The organism is Anaerococcoides asporogena, from assembly GCF_029590275.1.
Taxonomy (GTDB): Bacteria; Bacillota; Clostridia; order Clostridiales; family Clostridiaceae; genus JG1575.
In genome coordinates this window covers 3,534,334-3,554,561 of the sequence record NZ_CP120965.1, presented here as the reverse complement: position 1 = coordinate 3,554,561, position 20,228 = coordinate 3,534,334, and the positions used below count along the sequence as shown (strand labels likewise).

Below are 20,228 nucleotides of genomic sequence, written 5' to 3'. Positions count from 1 at the left end.
CTGGAAACCTGCCCCGGTTTTCAGGTAGAATAGTCGGGGAGGGGATCGGACGCCTGTCTACGAACCGCATCAGGGAAGTGGCTTAACAACAGCAGATAAAAGAATACGATCGCATCCTATATTACATTTTTTAATCAGGAGGAACTCATGGAACATTTCTTCAAGCTGCGTGAGAACAATACGGATGTAAAAACCGAATTGTTCGCCGGACTTACTACTTTTCTTACCATGGCGTACATCATGTTCGTCAATCCCAGCATTCTTTCCCTGGCGGGAATGGACAAAAACGCGGTGTTCATCGCCACGATTCTGGCGGCTGTCATCGGCACCCTGATTATGGGCCTGGTGGCCAACGTTCCCTTTGCCCAGGCACCGGGCATGGGACTGAATGCCTTCTTTACCTTTACCATCGTTTTCCGGATGGGCTTTACCTGGCAGCAGGCGCTGGCCATGGTCTTCATCTGCGGTCTGATCAACATTCTGATCACCGTGACCAAGCTGCGCAAAGCCATCATCAATGCCATCCCGGTTTCCCTGCAGTATGCCATCTCCGGCGGCATCGGTCTCTTCATTGCCTATATCGGACTGATCAACTCCGGTTTCCTGACTTTCCTGGTCGAGGAGCCCCATAAGATCACCGACGGTCTCTACAACGCCACCGTACCGGCAGTCACCGATTTTGCCAACAAGGGTGCCCTGCTGGCGCTGTTTGGCCTCATTGTCACCATCATTCTGCTGCTGCGCAACGTCAAGGGCGCTATCCTGATCGGTATTATCGCCACCACCATTGCCTCCCTGGCCACCGGCCATGTCTCCCTGGCCGGCGGCGTGATCAATTCGGACGCCAATCTGGGCGCTCTGAGCAATACCTTCATGAAAATGGATCTGGCCGGACTGTTTGCTGATCCGGGCAAATTCCTCCTCATCTTCTCCACCATCTTCGCCTTCTCCCTGACGGATACCTTTGACACCATCGGAACCTTCCTCGGAACCGGCCGCAAGGCTGGCATCTTCGATGACAAGGACAGCGAAAAATTTGAGAAGAACGAAGGCGGCTTCAACTCCAAACTGGAAAAAGCCCTGTTTGCAGATGCCACCGCCACGTCCATCGGCGCCATCCTGGGAACCTCGAACACCACGACCTATGTGGAATCCGCAGCCGGAATCTCCGTCGGCGGAAAGACCGGACTGACCTCCGTCACCACCGCCGTCCTGTTCCTGGCATCCCTGCTCCTGCTTCCCCTGGTCGGCGTAGTTCCGGCGGTTGCCACCTCACCGGCCCTGATCGTAGTTGGTATCCTGATGGCCGAAGGCATCAAGAACATCGACTGGGAAGACCTGGAAGTCGCCATTCCCGCCTTCTTTACCCTGGCCATGATGCCCCTGGGCTATTCCATCACCACCGGCGTTTCCTGGGGATTTATCTTCTATGTGATCACCAAGGTCGTCAAAGGCAAGGCCAGAGAAGTTCATCCCATCATGTACATCGTATCCGGCCTGTTCATCCTCTCCATGCTTCTCACTGCTACCGTCAAGTAGAAGCGGGGACTCAGGATCCAAGAAACATAATACCAACCCCCTAATGAAAAACAACGCAACATAAAAACAACGAAAAGTATAATAACAACCCCAAAACGGCAGGCTGCCTTCAGACAGCCTGCCGTTTTTCAGCTCCGCCGGAGAACCGTGAGGTGATTCGATCGGTCGCAGGATCAAAGCCATTTGAAAGAGCCAGCCCGCCGGCATCCCTTGGACTAAGGGAGGTCAACGGGCTGGCTGTCTGTTTCAGGCGTTGGTTTTAAGAGATCACACACTTACGGTTTCCCGGTGTTCCGCCAGGATGAACAGCAGAACAGCACTGATCACAAAGGGAGGCAGTCTGGGGAGCACCGCCGCCAGATCCATGCGGTTGATATTTCCCAGAAACGGGAAGAACGGGAGATCCCGGTGGTATAAAAAACCGATGATGGAAAAAGCAAACAGGGTAAAAAAACTCAGGCTGGAGCTTTTCGATTGAACGATAACCCAGTAGGTCAGGCCGAATAAAAACAGCAGGTAACCTGAGAGCGCGGCACTAAAAGCAGGGCGGATATACCCGATTTTCTGGTAGACCAGCAGAATCAGCAGGGTCAGGCTGTAAAAAAAAGTGAACACGGACCCGACCTGAAGGGCTCTTTGGCGAGTCGCACCGGTAATCTGGCGGAGCAGCTCACAGTAAGGTTCTTCCAAAAACGGCCGGGCAATCAGGATGGGACCGACACATACCAGGATTGGTAGCACCAGAAGACTGGTCAGCTGAATCCAGTCAATGGCTTCCTCCCGACTGGGGATGTTCTGAACGATCCATCGATTGATCAGCGGCAGGATCACCGTTAGCAGGAGGATCAGGAGCAAGCTGCCGGCCCCCAGAACTTTCAGCCAGAGCCGGAAGTGGGAAATTCCCTGACGGCACTCAGCTCTGTTCACAGATAAATCCTCTGGTAATGCCAAGGAAGGCGTCCTCCAGGGTTGGTTTCAGCGGATTGAGATCCGTCGCCAGTGGCTTACGGGTGAGGACGCGGCAGAAATTGGTCTGGTCCCGTTCATAGCTTTTCACCAGGATTTCATCTGGATTCCCGAATTCCGGGGCAGTGGCGCGTTCGAATACCATGCCGGAAACCTGGTTTGTGATTTCCTGAATTCCCCCCTGAGCGATGATGCGGCCATTGCCCAGGATGATCACGTGCTGGCAGGTGGATTCGATGTCCTCCACGATGTGGGTGGAAATCAAGGTCAGGCCTTGGGCGGCATGCTGTCGCACCACCTGGTGAAAGCGCAGCCGCTCCTCCGGGTCAAGTCCGGCGGTGGGTTCATCGTAGATTCGAATGGCCGGTGTGCCCAGAAGCGTTTGGGCAATGCCCAGACGGCGAATCATTCCTCCCGATAGAGTGGTGATTCGGTGATCTTTCCGATCCAGCAGATTCACCTTTTTGAGAACCTCAGTCACCTCATCGGCCAGTGAAGCGGCCGGCAGGCCTTTCATCTGACCGATCAGAGTCAATGCTTCCCCTGCGGTTAAATGGTCAAACAGACCGAAAGACTGTGGCAGATAGCCAATGAGCGGACGGCTTTCACCGGTAAACAGTACATGCTTATTCGCATCCGGATATATTCCGGTAAGGCAGCGAAGCAGTGTCGTCTTGCCGGCTCCGTTAGCGCCCAGGAGGCCATAAACTCCTTCGTTCAGATTCAGGTTCAGATTTTCGAGAACCTTTTTTCTGCCGAAGGATTTCTTTAAACGATGAATGCTAATCATTATATTTCTCCCGAATATCTTCTAATACTTCAGATGAAGTGCGATGATCGTTCTGATTCTCCAGATAGTTTCCCAGATCGGCGTACAGCTCGTCGGCACTGGCGTGATTCAGGGCTTTCCCCAGAATGAAGGTAGTGGTCTGTTCAACGTTAACCAGATCATCAGGGACCAGATCCAGCGGTTCAAGTACTTCCGGGTGTTCTCTAGCATAGGCGACATCCAGATCAGACCAGATCTCGAAGCAAGGCAGGGAAGCGTAGAAATCTTCCCAGAGAGTGTAAATGGGAAACTTTGAAGGCGGGTACTTCAGCGCGTTTTTGTATCTATCGTAGGTTTCCATGGAGGTGGTCAGCAAGTGATCTGAGCTGATATGAAGGAGCTCATAGATGCCTACGGTGTTCATGATCGGAAGAATAGTCACCTGTTTCAAGGGTTCACCATTCACCAGGGCAGGATTGTTGAGGAGGGATTCCGCCAGGGTCCGTTCATAATCATACCCTTCCAGGCGAGGTCGATGCAGCACGACCGGACCCACTTGAGCCGTCTCGTACATGCCGGACTGAAGGGATACGGATTCAGCAGTGCCGGAGTAGGTGTCCTGAGATACTTTCTTCAAATTCGTTTTCAGGTCAGGGACCCCGCTGATTCGTACATTGAACTGAGTTTTCCCGGTCTGCTGCGGTATCATCATAACGCTTGACATGTGATATACCGGATACTTGCCGGCGTGAGGATAAAAGGGCAGGTACCCAGGGAGATTGACGCCTTGATCATTGCTGTAGAAGCGCTCTGCGTAACCGGAGTAACGGAACGACAGAGACCCATCTGCCGGCAGTTCCCGGGTAATGTCAATGTAGTCGCCCTCCTGTCGGAAAGGGACTGGATTTCCAGCTTCATCCAGAATCTGCTCAACCTGATAGGCGTGATACAGAGTAAAGCTCATGAACCGACTGGTATCATTGTTGTGATAGGCGACTTTCGTCACGGCGCTGAGCTGATGGCGGATCGTCAGATCCATATCGTACTGAGTGATCTGGAAACTGGCGGGTTCATCGATCACGGAATGCTGGCCATAATAGAGCTGGTCGTGACTCATGCCGCGAAGGGTGGAGGTGGTGTAGGAAACGAGGGAAGAGGGGCGAAAAGCCATCCATCCAGTCGATCCCGCCAAGGCGGCGCAAAGCACCAGGCTGATCCCGCGCTGCCCAGAGCTCAGGGACTTTCGGATTGAGAAGACGATCAGAGTCACCAGGAGGACTGACCAGAACAGCACCCGAAAGAGGACGGCTGTCTCGGCAGGTACGCCGTAAATGTAGGGCCGTGAAGCTTGCTGAGGGAACAACCGGACGACATCCTCGATCCAAAATGGCAAGGACTGCTGAATGGGCATCAGCGCGATCTTGCTCAGGGTCGAATCCAGCGTCAGACCGATGAAGCCAAAGATCACCAGATACGACATAAGGCGCTGTTTCAGAAAGGACAAGGTCAGTCCGAAGAGGAATCCGAACAGCGGCAGCAGGAAGTAATAAATAAAATTCGAGCGTAGGAAGTAATGCAGTACACTGGACAGAGCGAGAGGCTTCAGCCAGCCGGCCAGCAATTGAGCGGAAGCAAAGAGAAGAAACTGCAGGGAAGCCAAAGACAGGAACACATAAAAGATCTTGCGGTAGTGTTTTTCGACGCCTCGATCGATGCTCTGGATGGTTTCCAGCATCCGGCGGCTTCTCGCCTGCATGGCAAATTCGTAAGCGAACAGAATGTTTGAAAGGACAAGGATACGGGTGGTCTGGAAAAAGATCAGCTGAATCTGGATCGGATCCCGAAACTCAGGGAATAAATGGGAGATGCTGAACAGAATTAATGCGGCGGGAATGATGATCCCCGCAAGCAGGATAATTGAAAGAATTCGATGGCGGAAGATGGTTTTAACGTAAAGATGAAATGAAGTCATAATCCCTCCCGAGAATTGAAAATCAGATGAAAGGCTTCCCTGAAACGTTGAAGAACACAGACGGATTCAGGGGTTGAGTATCAATTATCTTTCGAATCATTACATATCGAGCCACATCCAACCCTTCGCAGAACCTCCTGAATACTGGGTCCATTGAGTCGGCTCCAAACGGAGTTTCCATATACAAGACATGGTTTTTTTATCGGTGGCGACCTTGGAGAACTCTGCTCCGATGGATAGTGTAAGGTTTACATCCTGATGAAAACCAGTCCCCAGCTGACCATGGAGGAAAACCGAACCGAACAGTCAGATGTTAAGTAGACCTCACCGGAAAATTCCTTCCACGTACCAGTCATTGTACCAGTCTCTGCCAGGAGGGATGACTTGTATAAAACAGTTGACTTATAAGGTGAAATTACTATTGGGGTTGCCAGAACAACAGCTCCTGAGATTACGCATGCGGTCAGAACATTCATTCCGGCTAGAATGATTTTCTTGGATAATTTCATTAAAAATCACATCCTATTATTTTTATGAAAATTGTACAATTTAATGCACCAATTGTAAATGATTATTATACAAAAACATTTATTTTTAATTTCAATATCTAAAAAGCTATTGGAATTAAATAATATACTTAATATTTTTCAATATTAAATTACATACAATTTAATAGAATACATAGTACCATCACAGACCTTGCGATCCGTCAATTACGGACGTGATCAGTCGGCAGCTTTCTGAGATTTGAGTTATGTTTACATAATGAATGATTTTTTAGATCACAAATTCATTTCACGATCAGGATCGTTGGGAAGGAACCAAATTGATTATGGCATTAAACAAAAAAATAGTCATATTAACTATTAATTATATCCAATTGGATTTCAACAAATCATTTATTATAGATTGACTGCTTGCAATAATTTGTATATAATAAGAAAAATTACGTATAATTGGAGAAAGAATGAAATGAAAATAAGAAATTTTATTGCATTAGGAATCAGTTGTTCCATGGTTTTTTCGTCTGCTGTTATGCTGCAGGGATCTATAACCCGGCAAAAACAAAGTATTATACGATGACAGCGTATGATACACCGGATAAAGTGAAACCTTTCGTTGAAACCCAAACTCAACACACATATGGAATATCCACGACCATCGGGGTGAGTACCTCAAAAAAAAATACCCTCGAGGCCAGCGGATCGGTCAGCTATGGAGTCCAGAGCTATTTTGTGTCACTCAGCGCGCAAATCGGCGTTTCTACTTCTGAATCAGAAACCATTACCACGAGCCAGAGCTGGACGATTCCCGAAACACGTGGGTCAGGGTTATACCGGGTTGAGGCCGTATTTCCCGTCAGCAAAATTCAGTTCAATTCTTTTCAGGTGGAGACAGGAGAAAAGATCGGTGAAGAATGCTTCACAATTACGTATATGCCGGAAACGGATAAATCCTATAAACGGATATATCGATATGCCAATGTGGGCTAAAATCTGGAGTTCATGAACCATTTCTGTCCGAGACGGTTCATGAGCTTGGTTTCTGGGATAATTCTTAGGTCGAACAGCACCATCCAAAATGCAAATTCAATCCGACCTGGAGCCAGGTTGATTACGAAGGAAGTATATATATGAAACGATTAATCCCCGCATTGGTCATTCTGTGCCTGATGGCCGGCTGCAGTCCCGAGACGACTCTAAAGCCATCAGGCAAGGTCGTAAATGAGTCGGATCCGCTCGTACAGAGCAAAGAGCTCTCGGCCCGGAAGATTAAAAACCCTGTCCTCCCAGACAAGGACATCCTCGCGGTGTCCATCGGTGAACCCCATTTTGAGATTTCAAAACGGGACGGGTATAATAACAACCTGCTGATCAATGTCGTCAGTTCAGCGGCAGTGGATGAGCCGCTGATTGTTGAGTTTAATGGAAAGAAAGTAACAGTTCCTCTGGAACGCGATGAGGATTTGGCTGGTGTTCCGGTCAGTGAAGCCGTGTTTCTGAGCTATCAGACAGTGGACTGGTTGCCCATAGAGCAGAAACTGACTGAGATTGAACAGAAAATCCAACAGAAAAACTACTCCTGGGAATCGGATTTTCAACCCATTCTGGAAATGAGACAGCAGTACGGAGCGGCGTTAAAGACCTTTAATGAACAGTGGAACGGGAGTCTGTTTCACTATCTGGGACGCGTGAATATTGATTTTTCAGCTCTGAAGCAAACCGAGCTGTCTGCCTTTTCCTGTCATTTAAAAGGGAAAAGTTTTCAATTTACAGATGTCGATATTGCCTTCCTTGAAGAGCCGATGTCTCAACGCCCCGTGAGCGAGGTGCTCTCCTCCACGACATTGCTTCAGGCAGAACGGCCTGTGTTAATTGACCGGGAGGGACTTGTCCTGGATCCTGAGCTGGAGGATGAACTGATTGCTCAGGAGGCAGTTGTTTTCACCGGATTAAGTTTCTTCCCCGAAAGCGCAACATGTGTGGAACTGCACGCAGATCTGTTCTCTGGAGAGGGCAAGCTGATTTGGTCACGGAAATGGAAGGATGGATCCAAATGGAACATCCCTGGAGGGAGTTCCCTGAAATTTCGTTGTCGGCTCAAGCTGCCGGAGCTGAAGGATGCGCTGCTGCCTCAGACCAACCTTACCGCCTTTTACGAATTTCAATGGCAGGAAAAGGAGTGGGCATCTTCCACAATGTTCAATCTGATCTCCCGGAAAAGCAGCAGGGATTTGCTGTTAACGGAGTGGGATCGGTTGAACACAAGTCCTGTTACCGTGAACCTGGCCAGAATTGATTTGGTGGATTCCCAGCTGACCGCGTATAAGCTGAGCCATAAAAAATAATGGCTTCTACCATCAGGGCGAGAAAAAGTGAGGGTTGGAAATTGAGGAAAATTATATTATTTGCGGTATTTGCCATCATATTGGCATGTCCCCTGGCAGTTTTAGGCTTAACGTCACAGGCGGAGATGAGTCAGTACCAGGAGCCTGAGCGGGTCGAATGGACCCAGCAGGCTTATGGGGATATCTACGAGGCTCATTTGGGAAACATTTATGAAGGAGCGGCGGTAACGGGAGAATACGTGCCCTGCGGCCAGGAACTGATTCGGCAGGAGAAAAAGCAGACGGAGCAGGTTCTGACGGTGGTATCGAAAGGGGATGAAGTCCGGGAAGGCCAGATCCTGGCTTACATTGGAACAAGAGAAATTAAATCACCCATCGCCGGCGTGTTTGAGAAAACAGAGTCAGACGATCGGATGGTTGGATTTGTATTGAAAAAACTCACGGATCCGGTGCTGGAAGTACGCTGGCCGGACGACTTGCCGATTCAAGCCGGTCAGGAATTAACCGATGATCAAGATAAAAAATACCAGGTGGAAGCTGTTTCCAAAATCAGTTCGGACCATGCGGTGACGATCCAGCTGCGGGCCGAAGGGACTCATGCCGCGGGTGAGAAGTTTGGCGCATTTCTGCGCAACGGGAATGTACAGGAAGACAGTATGATAATTCGAAAAGCCTGCGTTTATCAGAAAAGCCCGGGCGGAACCTGTTTTGTTTCGGTGGTGACGGCAGAAGGAGAATTTCTGGAAGAGCGGAAAGTAACAACAGGTATGCAGGATTCAGAAAATATCAATATCATCGGCCTGGAGGAAGGTGAATTCTGCGATGCTGGGTATGCTCAGCTCATGATTCCATTCGCAGGAGGAACTCCCAATGAATCTGCTGGAGATTAAAGGACTGCATAAAGCCTATGACCGGAAAATTTTAAACGGGATCGATCTGTCCCTGAGAAGGGGGGAGTACGTATCCATTGTGGGAGCCAGCGGAGCGGGAAAGTCTACGCTGATGAATATTGTCGGCTTGCTGGAACCCTTTGACTCAGGGGATTATATTTATGACGGGAAAAAAATCAGCTCGGAGAAAGAGCGCAGCGTGATTCGGAAAAATGAAATTGGCTTCATTTTCCAGTCCTTTCATTTGCTTCCCACCATGACGACCCGGGAGAATATCCTTCTGCCCTGCATGTATTCCACCAAGGTACCCCTGGATCTGGACCAGATTGCGGAGCGGCTGGCAATTTCTCATCTGTTCCACCAGTATCCCGATCAGTTGTCCGGGGGAGAACGGCAGCGAGTGGCCATCGCTCGCTGCCTGATCACTGATCCGAGACTGCTGCTGGCCGACGAGCCTACGGGCAATCTGGATCCTGAGAATCGGGACCGGGTACTGGAAATACTTCGGGAAGAGCACCGGAAAGGGAAAAGTGTGATTCTGATCACTCATGATTTACAGGCTGCGGCTCAATCGGAAAGAACCTGCCTGCTGAGAGAAGGAAAATTACATGAAGTATCGTGAAAGCTTTTTTGTTCAAACGGTCCGGTTAATCAGGAAAAATCGAAAGACTTACCAGCGCCTGATGGTCAGCATTCTTCTGACGTTTACCTTCCTGTTCAGCGTCTTTTTCTACATTGACAGCAGTTCCTTCAATCGGAACAAGGAAACGTTGAGTGATCCCTCCTTTCTTGTCACGGTAAATATCCCCGATCATATCAACCGAAGCGGAACGGAGTTTAAAACCTTCTTCAGTCAGGTCCAGTCCACGCCGGACACACGGATTGCGCCAGTTCAGCGATTTGCCCTGGCCTCCTATCCCCCGCTTCATCACGTGATTCACTCCGTCAATTACAATTACAACATTTATCCCAAATCATTCGGACAGCTGATGATACAAAATCAACCCGCTGCGCTTCAGGATGGAAGCAGGGAATTTAAAACCCTTGATTCGGTTTTTGTAACAAGTCAGGCACAATCGCTGCTTGTTCAAAGCGGTATGATTCAAAATGGCAGGATTCAGCTGTATCTTCCGGATCGCCAGGGGAGATGGGGGTTTAAGGACTGGACCGTTCAAACGACGGTGGATGCCTCGGAGCTGACTTTGCAAGTTCGAAATGTGGGCGGACACCTGACGGGAAATGTCGAGGTGTTTATCCCCGGAGAAGCCGTCAACCGGGAGGCATTTGGGGAGGGGCTGGAAGAACAGTTTCTAATTTTTACACCCTATGCCATCGACATTCTGAATCTGGCCCGGCGTTATGAATTTGACGCAAGTGCTTCGGCTCAGCCGCAAGTTCATTCCAGGGCAGATATGCGGCAGAGTATCCAGCTGAAATGGATCCTGGGCAGCTTGATTTTTCTGGTTCTGGCGGTCAATCTGCAGGGGAGCTTTGCCAATGCCCTGAAGGAGCGGCGTTATGAGATCGGTTTGCGGCGGGCCCTGGGCGCGGCGCCCCAGGATATCGTGATGCAGTTTTTCAAGGAAAGCGTTCTGCTGATTCTCACCGGCGCGCTGCTGGCGCTGTTTCTGGTGGTGGATGGGTTTCTGCTGTTCCGACTATTCTGTTATTTCACCAGTGCTCAGAGGTATACGATAGTACTGACGGCCTCAAGCGTACTGACCATGCTGACGATGACTGGGAGTCTGCTCCTGCTGACCGGACTAAGTTTTTCTGTTTCGGCGATGGAAACGAACATTGTTTCAGCGCTGCAGGGGGCGGGGGAATAATCTCTGATCAGAGGGCATTTTCCGGCGGATCAAACTAGTCTGTCGCAGCAAAAAAAGAACATCGCCCGGATCGAAGGTTCAGCCTTCGATCCGGGCGTGCATGTTTTGGCGGCTAGAGTTCCATCCAGGCTGGGGACTGGGGATCCGCCATAAAGGCCTTCAGCTTTTGGATTTCTCCCTCGGTGATATAGCGGGAGGCAGCGGCTACTTCCAGAAGTTCGTCGTAATTGGACAGGGAAACAACCGGGACGGCCGCTTCTTCGAAGCGGACTCTGGCTTTGGTCATGCCGTAAGTGAAGACCGAGACCAGGCCGATGACCTCACAGCCTGCCTGACGCAGGGTTTCCACCACATCCAGTGAGGATCCGCCCGTGGAAATCAGATCCTCCACGACGACAACCTTCTGGCCCGGCCGGATCTGACCTTCGATGGCGTTCTGTTTGCCGTGATCCTTGGCTTTTCCGCGAACGAAGCCCATGGGCAGGTCCAGCATCCAGGCAGCGATGGCAGCGTGAGGGATTCCGGCAGTTGCCGTTCCCATAATCATTTCAGTTTCAGGGAAGCTTTCCCGGATGGTCTGAGCCAGCGCTTCCTCTACCAGCCGGCGTTCGGCCGGGTAGGACAGAATCAGGCGGTTGTCGCAGTAAATCGGCGATTTGATTCCGGATGCCCAGGTAAACGGCTCACTGGGGGAGAGGGAGACAGCTTTGATATTCAGCAGGATTTCGGCGATCTGTTTCATGATTAGTCCTCCAGTCCCAGGAAGTCATTGCGGATGGCGCGGTAAACCGCGTAGGGGTCAGCTGCCTTTGTGATGGGACGACCGACAACAATGTAGTCAGATCCCAGGGCGCGGGCTTCTGCCGGGGTCACAACCCGGACCTGGTCGCCGATGGCGGCATCCTTGGGCCGGATTCCCGGGGTGACGGTGAGAAAGGCCGCGCCCAGATGACTCTTGATCAGGGGAACTTCCAGGGCGGAGCAGACAACGCCGTGCAGGCCAGCCTTCTTCGTATTGCTGGCATAATGCAGCACCGTATCATCCAGCGGGCGGTCGATGAGGAGTTCGTTCTTCAGAATTTCGGCGGAGGTTGAGGTCAGCATGGTAATGGAGATCAGCAAAGCATCCTTGCCCTGCTTTTTCAGTTCCTCCATGCCGGCTTCCATCATCTTGACACCGCCGGCTGCCTGAACGTTCATCATGTCAACGTCCAGGGAAGCAACGGAGCGAACCGCTCCGGCCACCGTATTGGGAATGTCATGGAATTTTAAGTCCAGGAACACCTTGTGTCCTTCCTGCTTCAGGTATTTGACAATTTCAGGGCCTTCCTTGTAGAAAAGTTCCATACCGACCTTGGTATAGACCGGTTCGGGGAACTGGCTGAGAAAGGCAACGACTTCTTCCTTGCTCTGGAAATCCAGAGCGATGATTACATCTTTGTTCATGTTGGCTGCTCCTTTTGTACTGTTACTTTGCCTGAGGTTTTGCATACAAAAAAACCTCTTTCGCACATACAGGAAGCCGAAAAGAGGACGAACTGACTTTATGTGGCCCAGGGGCCAGTTTGTTCCCAACTTTTCAGTATCTCGGTACCGCTTTAAAGTTATCTTGGATATCTTAGCTTATTTCCCAGCACTTTTCAATGGGGAAATTTTAATTTTTCTCAGATTCCTGAGTATCTTCGGGTCAATCACAAATTCTGTGGGATTGACCGAATAGATCCATGATCCACGCCGGTATAACATTTGATAATAGAACGAGCCCCGCGCTATGATGGAATTGCATCTTGGCGGATGTACAAATCCAAGCACAGCGGAGGCTCTGAATGAATTATACACAGAATAGACAGGTTAACACAATCACTGATCCCACAAATTTTCTGCACATCCCTTCGGCCCTTGCAGGGTTCACCAATACTCATAGTTCACACCATACCGCTGTTTCCGGCAAAAGTGTAGTTCAATTCCATGGGAATCTCAGAGTAGAGCTTGCCGATCGCGCCTGCCCCAACTGCGGTGACTTCATGCATATCAACAATACGATCCCCTGCAGTCTCTGGCACCTGAACTTTGGCCCACTTATACTTCCCTGGAGTTCGACAAGAAACAATTCCTGTGCCCAACCTGCAAGATCACCAGAGTTCAGCAGGTGCCTTTTCAGGCGCAAGGACATCGGATTTCTCAACCACTCCTGCAGTACACCAGAGATTTTCTTGCCATCGGAACCTATAACCTCAAGCAAGTCGCTGAGATTACTGGCCTTGGCAAGAACACGGTCAAAGCGATTGACTTGAAGCGGCTGGAGGAAATGTACACCCTCGACGGCAGACTCATCAGGCCCCAGCGACAGGCATAGTGCCTCAGCATCGATGAGTTCAAGCTTCACCGTGGCCACCAGTATGCCACGCACATCATCGACATTGAAACCGGCCATATTCTATGGATTGCCCATGGCAAGCGCAAACAGGTCGTCTATGACTTCATTGAGCACGTCGGTTTCGAGTGGATGAACGGGGTTGAAGCAGCCGCTTCTGACATGAACTCAGATTTCCAGGAAGCCTTTGAGGAAAAGTGCCCTCATATTCAGCCGGTCTTCGACCACTTCCACATCATCAAGAATTTCAATGACAAAGTGGTCGCTGAAGTGCGCAATGACGAGCAGAGGCGTCTCCAGGCCGAGGGCGACTACGAAGCCGCTCAGTCCCTCAAACGAACCAGTTATATCCTGATGTCATCCCGTGAGACGCTGCAACGCAAAGACCGGGAGGCTGCTCAGGGCAAGCCTTTGTCCAAGGGCGGCACTCTCTTCCAAAAGGTTGAGATCACGCGCCGTCCAGGCAGTGAGGAGAAGTACAACCGGCTCATCCAGAACAACCAGCTGCTGTTCACGTTGGATCTAATCAAAGAGATGATATCGGAGGCGTACAAGACCGCCAGTGAACCAAAGATGGCTAGTCTGGTCAGTGAAATCATGGAGGTATGCTATGCATCAGGTAATGATCACCTTCGCTGGTTTGGGCGCTTGATGAACCGACACTTTGAAGGGATCATTGCATTTGCGATCTACCGGATCTCTAACGGTCAGATCGAGGGCATCAACAACAAGATCAAGACATTACGTCGCCAAGGCTATGGCTATCCAGATGATGAATATTTCTTCCTCAAATTATTGGATATGAGTCGTAAAGCTTACGTAAGGAATCCACCATCCCACAGAATTTATGATTGAGCCTTTTTTTCTTCAATCGTGCCTAACTATTTTCTTTAAAAATTTGGGCTCAATCACTTTTTATGTGGGATTATGATTTTCCCTGTTTACACGGAGAGGTCGACGTGGTAGCCTGACTGGCCGACTAGCCCAGCATTTATGCAGCATAGCGGCAAGGCTGGCGGAACCACGCCGACAGAGGCTCCATGTCAACTTGGGAAAATCCCACAGTTTTTGTGATTGACCCAAAATTTGCATTAATTATTACTTTTGTCTAAAATAAAACCAATAAAAATATATTTTGAAAAAAACAATCAATTGACGATGGGAGGATGAATATGAAAAAGTTAATGTCACTCATATTAGCCTTTATTATGCTGATAGGTGTCTCTGTCTGTTTTTCCGAACAACCCGTTTATGCTTCCGAAGTTAAAAATGCGAACCTAGAGGCAAAGTCGAGAAACCCCGATTATATTGATAAGTTGCTGGATAAAAGTGAGTACTTGAATGCTAGAGTTGATCAGTTAAAGAAAGCCAACTTTTCAATTGATCCTCTTGTTAGGGAAACACTGATTATTTGAGGTTAACGTTTCCCAGTTCGGTCATTATGTTGTTTTTTTGCTCATGGGTGCACAAAAATGCTGGATTTTAGTGCGATTTCAGCCCGTTTTGTGGGCTAACCCCCAATTTTGGGCGCACTTATCCCATGCAGAATTCTTTCGTTCGTTTTGCACGAATACAATTCAACAAATTGGCGCTGGCAAACAAGATGTTGAATCTATTCAAATTTTTGCTGATCCCCCGATAAACTACTTTGGCATAACCAAAGAACCGTTTGACGATCAAAAATGGGTGCTCCACTTTGCTTCGAATGGATGATTTGCGTTGTTCAATTGCCCGGTCCCACTGGATCCCGGGATAGTTCTTATTGGTCTTGATCTTGGAAGGGCGAACATTGCTGCGAAATTCAATAGTAGATAAGTGCGGATCCTCGGTGAATTCTTTTCTTGACTCGACTCCATTATAGCCGGAATCTCCGTAAGCTACTTCATCATCGGGACGAATCAGTTTGTGTGTCTCGTTTATGTCATGGACATTGGCCGCAGTCCCTGTGACTGTATGGACATACCCACTGCCGGCGCAAACTCCGGTATGAACCTTCATCCCAAAGTACCACTGATTGCCTTTCTTTGTCTGGTGCATCTCAGGGTCTCGTTCTCCCGTCTGGTTCTTGGTAGAACTGGGGGCTGCAATAATGGTGGCATCCACGATGGTGCCGCCATGCATCATTAGTCCGGCAGATTCCAAGCGTCTGGTGACATCATGAAAAATCTTCTCCCCCAAGAGATGGCTTTCCATTAAATGGCGAAAGTGAAGAAGCGTGGTTGCGTCAGGCACTTGCTGCGAGATGAAGTCCAGCCGCATGAATTTGCGCATGGCATAACTGTCATAGATGGCGTCTTCCATTGCAACATCGGAGAGGTTAAACCAATTTTGCATCAGGTACATCCGAAGCATTGTTTCAATTTCGATGGGCTTTCTGCCGCGTTTTCCCTGAGGATAGTAGGGGCGAATCATCTCGACCCAATCTTTCCAGGGAATGATAGTTTCCATAGAATCAAGAAACTCTTCTCTCTTTGTAGTCTTGCGGCGATGTGCGTATTCAAAATCACTGAAAGTCTGCTGCTTCATAAGAAAAACCTCGCTGGTAACGTAATACTTAAATTATATCGTGAGAGCGTTCCTCAGAGTTACAGAAAACAGAATTAATCAGCGTTTCCTTAGATCTATCAAAAGTGTTGATTTTGTTTATTATAGCAACGAAGATAATTCTATCGTTGGATTAATTCAAGTCCACAAAGATTTCAATAGTGAAGTAAGAGTTAATTTAAAAAATAATGAGCCTGAAACAATTGAGTTTATAAAAGCAAATGGCGAAAAAATGGTTGTTGGGAAAGATGAAGAAGGAAATTTTAATAAAATATTATCTATGCCTGGTATCCAAGGAGAAGTTAGAGCAGCTGGATCTGTTTGGTGGTGTCCATATGTGGTTGGTCTAATAGGTGCTCCAATATCTGGTTTATATTCAACAATAGCAGGCATGATCGGTGGGCCTATTGCTTTTATTATCGTTACTGCAGTAAACACTGTTGGATGGACTTGGGTTTCGGAACAGTGTCCTTAGAAAAGGAGGCTTATGAAAGGAAAGACGATATCACTTAAATCTATGTTAATTGCAAACCTATCTGTTTTTTTGATGCATACAATCATAGGATATTTCGCGAAGATCGAAACCAAAACATGGTTTGTGTTTTTAGTATTGGCTACAGTAAGTGCTTTCAATATTTTGTTTTATTATAAAAAGAATAAGTCTTTTATGCCCCTAGAAGCTTCTGAGGGTATTTCTGTGATGCTGTCAGCAATAGGTGCAACGGTAGTTATTATAGGAAGCATACTTTTTATGGTCATAGCGATTTCCAAATAAATGCCAAATCAATAAGAACCGTCCATTTATGATGGGCGGTTCTTTACGTTTTATGGAGCAAGTGTTGAAGCAGGCGCTTCTGACATGAACTCAGATTTCCAGGAAGCCTTTGTCTAAGGGCGACACTCTCTTCCAAAAGGTTGCGATCACGCGCCGTCCAGGCAGTGAGGAGAAGTACAGCGAGCTCATCCAGAACAACCAGCTGCTGTTCACGTTGGATCTAATCAAAGCGATGATATCGGAGGCGTACAAGGCCGCCAGTGAGCCAGAGATGGCTAGTCTGGTCAGTGAAATCATGGAGGTATGCTATGCATCAGGTAATGACCACCTTCGCTGGTTTGGGCGCTTGATGGACCGACACTTTGAAGGGATCATTGCATTTACGACCTACCGGATCTCTAACGGTCAGATCGAGGGCATCAACAACAAGATCAAGACATTACGTCGCCAAGGCTATGGCTATCCAGATGATGAATATTTCTTCCTCAAATTATTTGATATGAGTCGTAAAGCTTACGTAAGGAATCCACCATCCCACAGAATTTATGATTGAGCCGTATCTTCTCCTTGAAATTTAGAGTTTGAATCTTCAAATAACTCAACGAACTCAAAGAACTCAAAGAACTCAAAGAACTCAAAGAACTCAAAGAACTCAAAGAACTCAAAGAACTCAAAGAACTCAAAGAACCCAAAGAACTCAAATACCTTAAAACTACTCAAAGACCACACAGTCCCCAAAGGAAACCGAATAAATCAGAGGACTCAGAAGAAACAGATGAATCAGAAGATCAGAGATCAGAGGATCAGAGGAACTGAGGTCAGAGATCAGAGGATCAGAAATCAGAGATCAGAGAAACTGAGATCAGAGGTATCAGGGAGACTTGGGAAACCAGGACTTCAGAGAAATTGAAAAGTAAGATTGGATTATCATTTATGCAGTAATTAATGGTAAAACTAAGAATGGTGTAACTAGTAAAATAAAGTATACCAATTTCGGCCATCAGAAAGGGACCAGTTTTCGCCAGAAAGTATACCACTTTGTGCCACTAAGGAGCCCACTTTCATCTGTTGTATGGTAACCTCTAGGGTATCAATGACCATGGAGGATTTTCAATAAATGAAGGAGTTTTCAATGTACAGTAAGATTAAAAACCTGGAGCGTATTGGGTTCACTCAACGGCAGATTGCCAGAGTCCTCAATATTAACCGTAAGACCGTCGCTAAATACCGAGCAATGCCCTTGGACGAGTTTATGGACTATCTTTCTGCCAACCGCAAGCTTAGCTCACTGGACGAGCTCAAACCAGTCATTCTTGATTGGCTTTACGCTTTTCCCAGCATGACAGCTGCTCAGGTCCATGACTGGATTTTGGAACACTACCCGGAAAGAGAGACGTCCGAACGAACGGTCAGCCGCTATGTTAAAAACCTCAGGCTTGATTTCGGAATCCCTAAATCAGCGCCAGGCAGGTGCTACGAGGCTGTGGACGAACTGCCAATGGGCCATCAGATGCAGCTGGACTTCGGCGTCAGGAACATGCCCTTGCCGGATCGGCAAGGTTCCCGCAAGGTATACTTTGTGGGGATGGTTCTGGCTCACTCCCGATACAAATGGGGCTATTTCCAGACTCGACCGTTTACCTCCATCGATTTAGTCCGAGCCATGACTCGCGGATTCCAATTCTTTGGGGGGATCCCTAAGGAGATCGCTGTGGATCAGGACAGCATCATTGTCGTCAGTGAGAACAAAGGCGACATCATCTTCACTCATGAGTTTGAGCAGTTTAAAAACCAGATGGGCCTGAATATCTGGGTCTGTCATAAAGCCGATCCAGAGTCCAAGGGGATGGTGGAGAGCACCGTTAAGTTCGTGAAGCGCAACTTCCTGCCCCATCGTTTCTTCATGGAGGAAGAGGATCTCAACGAATCATTTCTGGCCTGGCTGGCGCGGACTGGGAACGCCAAAGTCCATGGAACGACAAAAAAAGTACCGGCTCAAGTGTTTGAATTGGAACGCGAACACTTGCGAGCGGTACAGTCTAAAATAAATAACCTTAGCCCAAGTATAATGCGAACGGTCCGGAAAGACAACACCATTCTCTACAACAGCAATCGGTATTCTCTCCCTCAGGGAACATACACAAAACACCCGGAAGTGACTGTTACCGCCACCCAGGACGAGCTGGCCATCTATGATGCCTTCGGCAATGATCTTCTGGCTAGGCACTCCATCAGCCCTTTGCGCGGCACTCTGATCAAACTGACCGAGCACCGCAGAGACAAGTCGGCTTCTTTGGATAAGCTGGAAGGCCAGATTCTCGAAGGGTTGGACAGCTTAGTCACTGACCAGTGGAAGGCATACCTGCGAAAAATTCGCGAGCACAAGCCTCGATACTATCGAGATCACCTGACGATGCTCAGACAACTGACCTTGGAACTGCCATTTCCGACACTGGAAGAAGCGATGCACTACTGCGCTGATCGTGAGCTGTACAGCATCAATGACCTGAAAAGCGCTGCCGAATATATTGGCCAGCAAGCCACAGTGGTTCAGCCTCCACTACTGGAGATCCAGCCCATCAGCAATCCCACCATCGTAAATCTGAACACCCAAAAGCGAAAACTCTCGGACTATCAGTATCTGGGAGGTGACACCCATGAATAAGACCCAGCAATCCGTTGTGCGGCTTGCCACCGCTATGCGGCTCAAGCCGCTAAATTTCCACGACTTGTTCCGGGATGGGCTGACGCCCCTGGAGAGCGTCGAGGTCTACCTCCAAGCCCAGTTACACCTCAAGGAGGAGCGCACCACTCAACTTCGGCTCAAGCGCTCGAATCTTCCCGTTAAGAAAACCCTCAAAGAGTTTGACTTTGGCTTCCAGCGCAGCGTCACCCGAGAGCAGATGCTCCGGTTGACTGACTGCTCCTGGATCGACGAGGCCTATAACATCATGTTTCTGGGGCCGCCCAGCGTGGGCAAGACTCATCTTGCGACCGCATTGGCCTATGAGGCCCTGGAACGGGGCTACAGTGTGTCATTTGTCAGCCTGGATGATTTAATCCGGCAACTTAAGACAGCAGACATCGCACCCTCCTCCAAACGGAGAGTGAACTACTACAGCAAATGCGACCTGGTGGTGATTGATGAGGTGGGCTTCCTTCCCGTTAACAATGCGGAGGCAAACCTGTTTTTTCGGTTTGTCAGCTCAATGCACGAGAAGACCTCCCTGGTAATCACCTCGAACAAGGGATTCAATGAATGGGCTGGCTTTCTGGGTGACGAGGTGATCACCACCGCCATTCTGGATCGACTGGTCTTCAAGTGTGAGATCTTCAACATGAGTGGAGATGGCTACCGGCTGAAGCACCGCAAATCAATTTTATAGTCTAAACCTAACATCAACAGAAAGTGGGTGGAAAACTGGTATACTTTCTGGCGAAAATTGGCTTATTTTACTTGACTGCTTACAAATGGTCAAAAATTAAGCGATTATGCGAAAATATATGATAATTTTGATCGGTTCATTTTATTACAGTGGCAATTAGTATAATGGAGTTGAGGCGGTGGTCTGATGCAGCTGCCGATTGGATCCGTTTTGTTCTGAGTAACGGATGATCTTAATACTTCAGATGATAAAGATTTGGAATAGCCCAAAAGGGCCTGGTCTGTTCAATGAACCGGCCGGTCTTTGCGATCAATTAAGGAAGAAAGGAAGGGATGC

Annotated in this window: 21 protein-coding genes; 13 read left to right on the top strand and 8 right to left on the bottom strand. The window is 48.6% G+C overall.

Annotation, left to right across the window (positions count from 1 at the left end):
• Positions 1–147: 147 nt before the first annotated feature.
• On the top strand, positions 148–1,539 hold the full coding sequence (locus P6M73_RS16240) for an NCS2 family permease (RefSeq protein ID WP_277854056.1): 1,392 nt from the start codon (positions 148–150) through the stop codon (positions 1,537–1,539).
• A gap of 267 nt (positions 1,540–1,806) precedes the next feature.
• Here P6M73_RS16240 and P6M73_RS16235 read toward each other — a convergent pair whose 3' ends face one another.
• Genes P6M73_RS16235 through P6M73_RS16225 form a run of 3 tightly spaced genes read right to left on the bottom strand, consistent with a single transcriptional unit; the run spans position 1,807 to position 5,246 of the window.
• Positions 1,807–2,466 (bottom strand): hypothetical protein, encoded by a 660-nt coding sequence (locus P6M73_RS16235; protein ID WP_277854055.1) that lies wholly within the window; start codon positions 2,464–2,466, stop codon positions 1,807–1,809.
• A complete protein-coding gene (locus tag P6M73_RS16230) occupies positions 2,453–3,295 on the bottom strand; it encodes an ATP-binding cassette domain-containing protein (protein WP_277854054.1) in 843 nt (280 codons plus the stop codon). Before P6M73_RS16230 ends, P6M73_RS16235 begins: the two co-directional genes overlap by 14 nt.
• Entirely contained in the window at positions 3,288–5,246 is a 1,959-nt protein-coding gene (locus tag P6M73_RS16225; protein WP_277854053.1) for a hypothetical protein, read from the bottom strand. Before P6M73_RS16225 ends, P6M73_RS16230 begins: the two co-directional genes overlap by 8 nt.
• 1,079 nt (positions 5,247–6,325) lie before the next feature.
• Between P6M73_RS16225 and P6M73_RS16220 the strand changes: the two genes are divergently transcribed.
• The 5 genes from P6M73_RS16220 to P6M73_RS16200 all read left to right on the top strand — a co-directional run bounded on the left by P6M73_RS16220 (position 6,326) and on the right by P6M73_RS16200 (position 10,813).
• Positions 6,326–6,739 (top strand): hypothetical protein, encoded by a 414-nt coding sequence (locus tag P6M73_RS16220; protein ID WP_277854052.1) that lies wholly within the window; start codon positions 6,326–6,328, stop codon positions 6,737–6,739.
• Positions 6,740–6,879: 140 nt separating this feature from the next.
• The gene (locus P6M73_RS16215; protein ID WP_277854051.1) at positions 6,880–8,094 is read left to right on the top strand and encodes a putative periplasmic lipoprotein; all 1,215 of its coding nucleotides are present in this window, start codon (positions 6,880–6,882) and stop codon (positions 8,092–8,094) included.
• Between the two features lie 125 nt (positions 8,095–8,219).
• On the top strand, positions 8,220–8,984 hold the full coding sequence (locus tag P6M73_RS16210) for an efflux RND transporter periplasmic adaptor subunit (RefSeq protein WP_277854050.1): 765 nt from the start codon (positions 8,220–8,222) through the stop codon (positions 8,982–8,984).
• On the top strand, positions 8,965–9,606 hold the full coding sequence (locus P6M73_RS16205; RefSeq protein ID WP_277854049.1) for an ABC transporter ATP-binding protein: 642 nt from the start codon (positions 8,965–8,967) through the stop codon (positions 9,604–9,606). Before P6M73_RS16210 ends, P6M73_RS16205 begins: the two co-directional genes overlap by 20 nt.
• Entirely contained in the window at positions 9,593–10,813 is a 1,221-nt protein-coding gene (locus P6M73_RS16200) for an ABC transporter permease (protein ID WP_277854048.1), read from the top strand. The genes P6M73_RS16205 and P6M73_RS16200 overlap by 14 nt, the downstream gene beginning before the upstream one ends.
• A gap of 112 nt (positions 10,814–10,925) precedes the next feature.
• Here the strand turns inward: P6M73_RS16200 and pyrE are convergent, their stop codons facing one another.
• The 3 genes from pyrE to P6M73_RS16185 form a co-directional block, all read right to left on the bottom strand.
• Positions 10,926–11,555 (bottom strand): orotate phosphoribosyltransferase, encoded by a 630-nt coding sequence (gene pyrE, locus P6M73_RS16195; RefSeq protein ID WP_277854047.1) that lies wholly within the window; start codon positions 11,553–11,555, stop codon positions 10,926–10,928.
• A 2-nt stretch (positions 11,556–11,557) separates the two neighbouring features.
• Positions 11,558–12,259 (bottom strand): orotidine-5'-phosphate decarboxylase, encoded by a 702-nt coding sequence (gene pyrF, locus P6M73_RS16190; RefSeq protein WP_277854046.1) that lies wholly within the window; start codon positions 12,257–12,259, stop codon positions 11,558–11,560.
• Between the two features lie 514 nt (positions 12,260–12,773).
• Positions 12,774–13,247, bottom strand: a complete 474-nt coding sequence (locus P6M73_RS16185; RefSeq protein WP_277854045.1) for a hypothetical protein — start codon at positions 13,245–13,247, stop codon at positions 12,774–12,776.
• On the opposite strand from P6M73_RS16185, the gene P6M73_RS16180 reads away from it, so the two are divergent.
• Complete coding sequence (locus P6M73_RS16180) at positions 13,179–14,042, top strand: transposase (protein ID WP_347276336.1); 864 nt, start codon at positions 13,179–13,181, stop codon at positions 14,040–14,042. The genes P6M73_RS16185 and P6M73_RS16180 overlap by 69 nt on opposite strands.
• A gap of 317 nt (positions 14,043–14,359) precedes the next feature.
• Positions 14,360–14,602 carry a hypothetical protein gene (locus P6M73_RS16175; RefSeq protein ID WP_277854044.1) on the top strand — a complete coding sequence of 81 codons (243 nt, stop codon included), beginning with the start codon at positions 14,360–14,362 and terminating at the stop codon, positions 14,600–14,602.
• A 118-nt stretch (positions 14,603–14,720) separates the two neighbouring features.
• On the opposite strand, the gene P6M73_RS16170 is transcribed toward P6M73_RS16175, so the two are convergent.
• Positions 14,721–15,713: an IS5 family transposase gene (locus P6M73_RS16170; RefSeq protein ID WP_277853549.1), complete on the bottom strand. Its 993-nt coding sequence runs from the start codon at positions 15,711–15,713 to the stop codon at positions 14,721–14,723.
• A gap of 40 nt (positions 15,714–15,753) precedes the next feature.
• Here P6M73_RS16170 and P6M73_RS16165 point away from each other — a divergent pair, with 40 nt between their 5' ends.
• The 3 genes from P6M73_RS16165 to P6M73_RS16155 all read left to right on the top strand — a co-directional run bounded on the left by P6M73_RS16165 (position 15,754) and on the right by P6M73_RS16155 (position 17,059).
• Positions 15,754–16,206 carry a hypothetical protein gene (locus P6M73_RS16165; protein WP_277854043.1) on the top strand — a complete coding sequence of 151 codons (453 nt, stop codon included), beginning with the start codon at positions 15,754–15,756 and terminating at the stop codon, positions 16,204–16,206.
• Positions 16,207–16,218: 12 nt separating this feature from the next.
• Complete coding sequence (locus P6M73_RS16160) at positions 16,219–16,506, top strand: hypothetical protein (RefSeq protein ID WP_277854042.1); 288 nt, start codon at positions 16,219–16,221, stop codon at positions 16,504–16,506.
• A 109-nt stretch (positions 16,507–16,615) separates the two neighbouring features.
• On the top strand, positions 16,616–17,059 hold the full coding sequence (locus P6M73_RS16155) for a transposase (protein WP_277854041.1): 444 nt from the start codon (positions 16,616–16,618) through the stop codon (positions 17,057–17,059).
• Here the strand turns inward: P6M73_RS16155 and P6M73_RS16150 are convergent.
• Entirely contained in the window at positions 17,050–17,226 is a 177-nt protein-coding gene (locus tag P6M73_RS16150) for a hypothetical protein (RefSeq protein WP_277854040.1), read from the bottom strand. The two genes, P6M73_RS16155 and P6M73_RS16150, sit on opposite strands and share 10 nt — an antisense overlap.
• Positions 17,227–17,638: 412 nt before the next feature.
• Between P6M73_RS16150 and istA the strand changes: the two genes are divergently transcribed.
• Positions 17,639–19,171 carry an IS21 family transposase gene (gene istA / locus P6M73_RS16145; RefSeq protein ID WP_277854039.1) on the top strand — a complete coding sequence of 511 codons (1,533 nt, stop codon included), beginning with the start codon at positions 17,639–17,641 and terminating at the stop codon, positions 19,169–19,171.
• Positions 19,164–19,892 (top strand): IS21-like element helper ATPase IstB, encoded by a 729-nt coding sequence (istB, locus tag P6M73_RS16140; RefSeq protein ID WP_277853478.1) that lies wholly within the window; start codon positions 19,164–19,166, stop codon positions 19,890–19,892. Before istA ends, istB begins: the two co-directional genes overlap by 8 nt.
• Positions 19,893–20,228 lie beyond the last annotated feature (336 nt).

Excerpts from the sequence above, each read along its gene's own strand:
- P6M73_RS16240 (WP_277854056.1), top strand. The coding sequence starts at position 148 with ATGGAACATTTCTTCAAGCTGCGTGAGAACAATACGGATGTAAAAACC.
- P6M73_RS16230 (WP_277854054.1), bottom strand. The coding sequence starts at position 3,295 with ATGATTAGCATTCATCGTTTAAAGAAATCCTTCGGCAGAAAAAAGGTT.
- P6M73_RS16225 (WP_277854053.1), bottom strand. The coding sequence starts at position 5,246 with ATGACTTCATTTCATCTTTACGTTAAAACCATCTTCCGCCATCGAATT.
- P6M73_RS16220 (WP_277854052.1), top strand. The coding sequence starts at position 6,326 with ATGACAGCGTATGATACACCGGATAAAGTGAAACCTTTCGTTGAAACC.
- P6M73_RS16215 (WP_277854051.1), top strand. The coding sequence starts at position 6,880 with ATGAAACGATTAATCCCCGCATTGGTCATTCTGTGCCTGATGGCCGGC.
- P6M73_RS16210 (WP_277854050.1), top strand. The coding sequence starts at position 8,220 with ATGAGTCAGTACCAGGAGCCTGAGCGGGTCGAATGGACCCAGCAGGCT.
- P6M73_RS16205 (WP_277854049.1), top strand. The coding sequence starts at position 8,965 with ATGAATCTGCTGGAGATTAAAGGACTGCATAAAGCCTATGACCGGAAA.
- P6M73_RS16200 (WP_277854048.1), top strand. The coding sequence starts at position 9,593 with ATGAAGTATCGTGAAAGCTTTTTTGTTCAAACGGTCCGGTTAATCAGG.
- pyrE (WP_277854047.1), bottom strand. The coding sequence starts at position 11,555 with ATGAAACAGATCGCCGAAATCCTGCTGAATATCAAAGCTGTCTCCCTC.
- pyrF (WP_277854046.1), bottom strand. The coding sequence starts at position 12,259 with ATGAACAAAGATGTAATCATCGCTCTGGATTTCCAGAGCAAGGAAGAA.
- P6M73_RS16185 (WP_277854045.1), bottom strand. The coding sequence starts at position 13,247 with ATGGCCGGTTTCAATGTCGATGATGTGCGTGGCATACTGGTGGCCACG.
- P6M73_RS16175 (WP_277854044.1), top strand. The coding sequence starts at position 14,360 with ATGAAAAAGTTAATGTCACTCATATTAGCCTTTATTATGCTGATAGGT.
- P6M73_RS16170 (WP_277853549.1), bottom strand. The coding sequence starts at position 15,713 with ATGAAGCAGCAGACTTTCAGTGATTTTGAATACGCACATCGCCGCAAG.
- P6M73_RS16160 (WP_277854042.1), top strand. The coding sequence starts at position 16,219 with ATGAAAGGAAAGACGATATCACTTAAATCTATGTTAATTGCAAACCTA.
- istA (WP_277854039.1), top strand. The coding sequence starts at position 17,639 with ATGTACAGTAAGATTAAAAACCTGGAGCGTATTGGGTTCACTCAACGG.
- istB (WP_277853478.1), top strand. The coding sequence starts at position 19,164 with ATGAATAAGACCCAGCAATCCGTTGTGCGGCTTGCCACCGCTATGCGG.